General features: G+C 39.2%; 3 protein-coding genes. All 3 read right to left on the bottom strand.

Annotated features, from left to right (window positions below):
* Positions 1–35 precede the first annotated feature (35 nt).
* The 3 genes from V7Z64_RS12120 to V7Z64_RS12110 all read right to left on the bottom strand — a co-directional run bounded on the left by V7Z64_RS12120 (position 36) and on the right by V7Z64_RS12110 (position 3,799).
* A complete protein-coding gene (locus V7Z64_RS12120) occupies positions 36–923 on the bottom strand; it encodes a carbohydrate ABC transporter permease (RefSeq protein ID WP_297987703.1) in 888 nt (295 codons plus the stop codon).
* Positions 924–982: 59 nt separating this feature from the next.
* Positions 983–2,269 (bottom strand): ABC transporter substrate-binding protein, encoded by a 1,287-nt coding sequence (locus tag V7Z64_RS12115; protein ID WP_297987701.1) that lies wholly within the window; start codon positions 2,267–2,269, stop codon positions 983–985.
* A gap of 168 nt (positions 2,270–2,437) precedes the next feature.
* Positions 2,438–3,799, bottom strand: a complete 1,362-nt coding sequence (locus V7Z64_RS12110) for a GH1 family beta-glucosidase (protein ID WP_297987699.1) — start codon at positions 3,797–3,799, stop codon at positions 2,438–2,440.
* Between the last annotated feature and the right edge of the window lie 404 nt (positions 3,800–4,203).

Genomic DNA, 4,203 nt, shown 5'->3' with positions numbered 1-4,203 from the left:
CCACAAGCAAGGGCTATTTTTATGCTTACTCGATTTTATCTAGCACCACGGGTAATGATGAGTAAAAATAGCGAGACGGCTGTCGCAGAGGCAGTTCCGAATGCGTTATTCGAAAACGCTTCTCTCCATAAATATAAAACGATAGTCATGCTTTCTTCTCTAAACCCACTTCCGAAAATCAATGGTTCTGCAAAAATTTGTAGCGACCCAATCGTTGCTGTAAACACAACGAATACGATAATCGGCTTTAACATCGGCACAGTGATGAAAAGAAACTGTTGCCATTTCTTCGCCCCGTCAATTTCTGCAGCTTCATAAAGATCTTTCGGAATACTTTGCAATCCCGCTAAGAAAATAATGGAGTTATATCCAACCCATCTCCAAAAAATCATCGTCGCAATCGCAATTTTCGCTCCCCATTCAGATGTTTGCCAGCTCACTGGCGAAATCCCAAATAAACGAAGTGTCGCATTCACTAATCCCGCTTCTTGCTCGCTAAACAAAACGGTAAAAACGATCGCTACCGCAACAATCGATGTTACGTTTGGCACGAAGTAAGCAACGCGAAATACGCTCTTAAATTTAACAATCGCCGAGTTCAAAGCTACCGCTAAAATTAATGCGGCAATTAACTGCGGTCCTGTTCCTAGTAAACCAATTACAATCGTGTTATAAATCGATTTCCAAAACAGCGGATCAGTAAAGATGAACGAAAAGTTGTTAAAACCGACAAACGTCATATCGCCAAAGCCATTCCATTTTTGGAAAGCTAAATAAAAGCTAAACACCATCGGGAAAGCCCCGAATATCGCAAATAAGATGAAAAATGGAGAAATAAACAAGTAGCCAGCTAACGCTGTTTTTTTCTTGTCACTTAACCCTTTTGGACGGACGGCTACATTCGTATGATTATGGGATATCATTATATTTCCCTCCAAAAAAATCATGTTGGAGGAAGGGAACTCCCCCTTCCTCATATATTTTATTGACGCTCAAGTTGACGTTTAATGCGTTTAATTGCTTCTTCCCATTCTTTCTCTGGGTCAGCTTTTTTCTTTTGTACATTTGTCAATGCTTTTACAATTTCTGCTTGAACAATTGTATAGTTTTTACCCATATATACCGTTTTTACTTTTTGTGCTGCGTTGGCAAATACTTGAGCCGTATTTACGCCTCCGAAGTACTCATCTTTATATTCTTTAAACTCTGGCGCTTCATATACAGACGGAGCTGATGGGAATAACCCCATATCTTTAAACGACTTTAATTGTTGTTCAGGAGCTACAAGCCATTGAATAAAGTCATATGCTTCTTGTGCATGTTTCGACTCTTTTGGAATCGTTAAATACGAACCACCCCAGTTTCCTGCTCCACCTGGCATGTCTGTAATCAACCATTTGCCAGCAGAATTTGGTGCATTCCCTTTAACAACCCCTTGCATCCAAGCTGGTGCAAGCAATGTTGCATAACTTCCTTTCTCCATCGCATTTCCCCATTCTGGCGTCCATAAACCATTGCTGCCAAGATAGCCTTTTTGAATTAAACGAACTGTGTAATCGTACGCTTGCTTAATGTACGGTTCTTTTTCAATGAGCAGCTCTTCTTTTTCGTTGAAATATTGCACAGGCGCTTGATCGCGCAACGCGTTGTATACAAGCTCAATATTATCAGCGATTGGTTTTCCTGTTTTTTCTTTAATTGTAGCGGCAACTTGCTCGTACGCATTCCAGTCCGGAATCAAATTCGCAACTTCTGCAGGATCAGTTGGAAGCCCTGCTTCTTTAAACACATCCGCGCGATAAAACATTGCTGTTGGGCCAATGTCTGTTGGAAGACCAAATAAGAAGCTTCCATCCGTGCTTTCACCAATGCGCCATTTCCAATCTAAATATTGGTCTTTCAAATCTTTTGCACCAAAATCATATAAGTTATAAAAGCGATCTTGCGCTTCGCGGTAACGTTCAATGTTATTCACTTCAATCATCGCAATATCTGGAGCACCGCTTCCAGCTGATAAAGCCGTAAATAGTGCATTATGATGGTCATCAAATTGTGTTGATTGAATTTTAATTTCAACATTTGGATGATCTTTCATATACTCTTCAGCTAATTTTTCATACCCTGTGCTTCCGACTACCCACATGTTCAACTTCACTTTTTCGCTTGATCCTTTTCCGTTTGACTCATTCTCACTTTGAGACTGGTTGCCACACGCAGTCGCAATCATTAACACAAATGTTAACAACAACATGAGAGCTCGCTTCTTCATTTTCTTTCCCCCTTGTTTTCAATTAGGATGTTTCATGTCTTTTACGACGTTTCGTTTGCCTATTTATTTGTTGCACGGTATAATTCTTTTAGTTTTCTTTGTAGTAGCGGCCGATCCCCAATTTGCGCTATTACGAAGAAAACTTTTTTGTTTCCCCCATCACCTCCTTCATTTATATCGCTTCATTTCAAAGCCATTGTTGATGATCGTTTCTTTATACCATAATGCACTCTTTTTCGGGATTCGCTCTAACGTCTCATAATCGACATATACAATTCCAAAACGTTTATCGTAACCAAACGCCCACTCAAAATTATCAAACAACGACCATACATAATATCCTCTTAAATTCACACCTTGTTCAATGGCACGATGACAAGCTGCTAAATGCTCTTGTATATACGCCACTCGCTCATCGTCTTCTACTTTACCTTGTTCATTGATAAAATCTTTGTATGCTGCACCGTTTTCTGTAATGTATAACGGAATGTCACCGTAATCATTTTTCAAACGAACAAGCAAGTCGAACAAGCCGTTCGGATTTACTTCCCAGTTCATATCTGTCACCGGTCTTCCTGTACTTACATGTTCGAACACAATCGGCTCACGTTCACCTTTTTTCCAATCCTTTAATGTTGCCGTTGAGTAGTAGTTAAATCCGAAGAAATCAATAGACTGTTGAATTGTTTGTAAATCCCCTTCTCGATAAACATCCGGTAAATAATCTTTATATACTTCTAACATGTCTTGCGGATAATGCCCTTTGAAGACAGGATCTAAAAACCAACGATTCATAAAGCCATCCCATTTTCGTGCCGCATCAACAGCTTTTTCATCTTGTGGATCTACCGCATATCCAGGTGTTAAGTTCAATGTAATCCCTATCTCTCCATCTTTCGAACCAATTTCCCGAAACGCTTTCACAGCTTCACCATGAGAAAGAAGAACGTGATGAGCCGCTTTTAAAAATGATGTGAAGTTTTGAATGCCTGGTGCATGTTCACCGTTACCATATCCTAAATAAGTCACAACCCACGGTTCATTATGAGTAATCCATTTCTTTACAACGTCCCCGAGATTTTTGTAAAGAAACTCAGCGTACTCTCGGAAATAATAAACAATATCGCGATTTTCCCATCCGCCTTTTTCTTGAAGAGCTTGTGGCATATCCCAATGGTAAATCGTCAACATCGGCTCGATATCGTTTTCTAACAATTCATGTACAAGTCGCTTGTAAAAATCTAGCCCCTTTTCGTTGAACTTCCCGGGCGTTTCACTGTAAAGTCTCGCCCAACTAGTTGAAAAACGATACGCCTTCAAATGAAGCGCTTTCATTAATGCAACATCTTCGACATAACGATTGTAATGGTCGATTGCAATATCTCCATTATCATCATTCGCTACTTTTCCAGGGATGCGCGAAAAGTGATCCCAAATCGAATAAACTTTATCTTCCCCAGTTGCCGTTCCTTCAATCTGATATGATGAAGTAGCAGCCCCCCAAATGAAATCTTTCGGAAATCGAATCATAAACTATGCCCTCCTACGAAATTTTTCGTAAATAAAATTACTATAAAAACGCTTTCTTTTATTTGTTTCGTAACTTAATCATAATAACGTTTCCGATATAAGTCAATAAAATATTTATTAATAAGCAAAAAGTCGTTCCACCTTCAATCACTCATTTATTATTTACACGAAAATTTTCGTTTTATTTTAGATTTAACGAAAAATATAAGCATAACTAAACTTCTTATTGCCTACGTCAGCAATACATAAAAAGCCTCTAAGGATAAACATTGATCCTTAGAGGCTCAAACAATGAACAAAAAGTTAAATATAAAAAACTCCTGCATTTCACAGGAGTTTGGCAAAATAGTGCCGATGGTGGGAGTCGAACCCACACGGGGGGCTACCCCACACGATTTTGAGTC

This window comes from Anoxybacillus sp. (genome assembly GCF_036834105.1).
Taxonomy (GTDB): Bacteria; Bacillota; Bacilli; order Bacillales; family Anoxybacillaceae; genus Anoxybacillus.
The sequence above is the reverse complement of the archived record's forward strand: the minus strand, read 5'-3'. Positions and strand labels throughout refer to the sequence as shown.